This window comes from Idiomarina aminovorans (assembly GCF_023155095.1).
Taxonomy (GTDB): Bacteria; Pseudomonadota; Gammaproteobacteria; order Enterobacterales; family Alteromonadaceae; genus Idiomarina; species Idiomarina aminovorans.
In genome coordinates this window covers 1-255 of sequence record NZ_JAKNDA010000038.1, presented here as the reverse complement: position 1 = coordinate 255, position 255 = coordinate 1, and the positions used below count along the sequence as shown (strand labels likewise).

At 54.1% G+C, this 255-nt stretch carries 1 rRNA gene; it reads right to left on the bottom strand.

Annotated elements, in window-relative coordinates:
• Positions 1–255 (bottom strand): 16S ribosomal RNA (locus L8G48_RS13410); the annotation flags it as partial.

The window sequence follows — 255 nt, the reverse complement described above, 5'->3', positions numbered from 1 at the left end:
AACACGCCGCCTACGTACGCTTTACGCCCAGTAATTCCGATTAACGCTTGCACCCTCCGTATTACCGCGGCTGCTGGCACGGAGTTAGCCGGTGCTTCTTCTGCGACTAACGTCAATGTGCTGCACTATTAATACAACACCTTTCCTCGTCGCTGAAAGTGCTTTACAACCCGAAGGCCTTCTTCACACACGCGGCATGGCTGCATCAGGGTTTCCCCCATTGTGCAATATTCCCCACTGCTGCCTCCCGTAGGA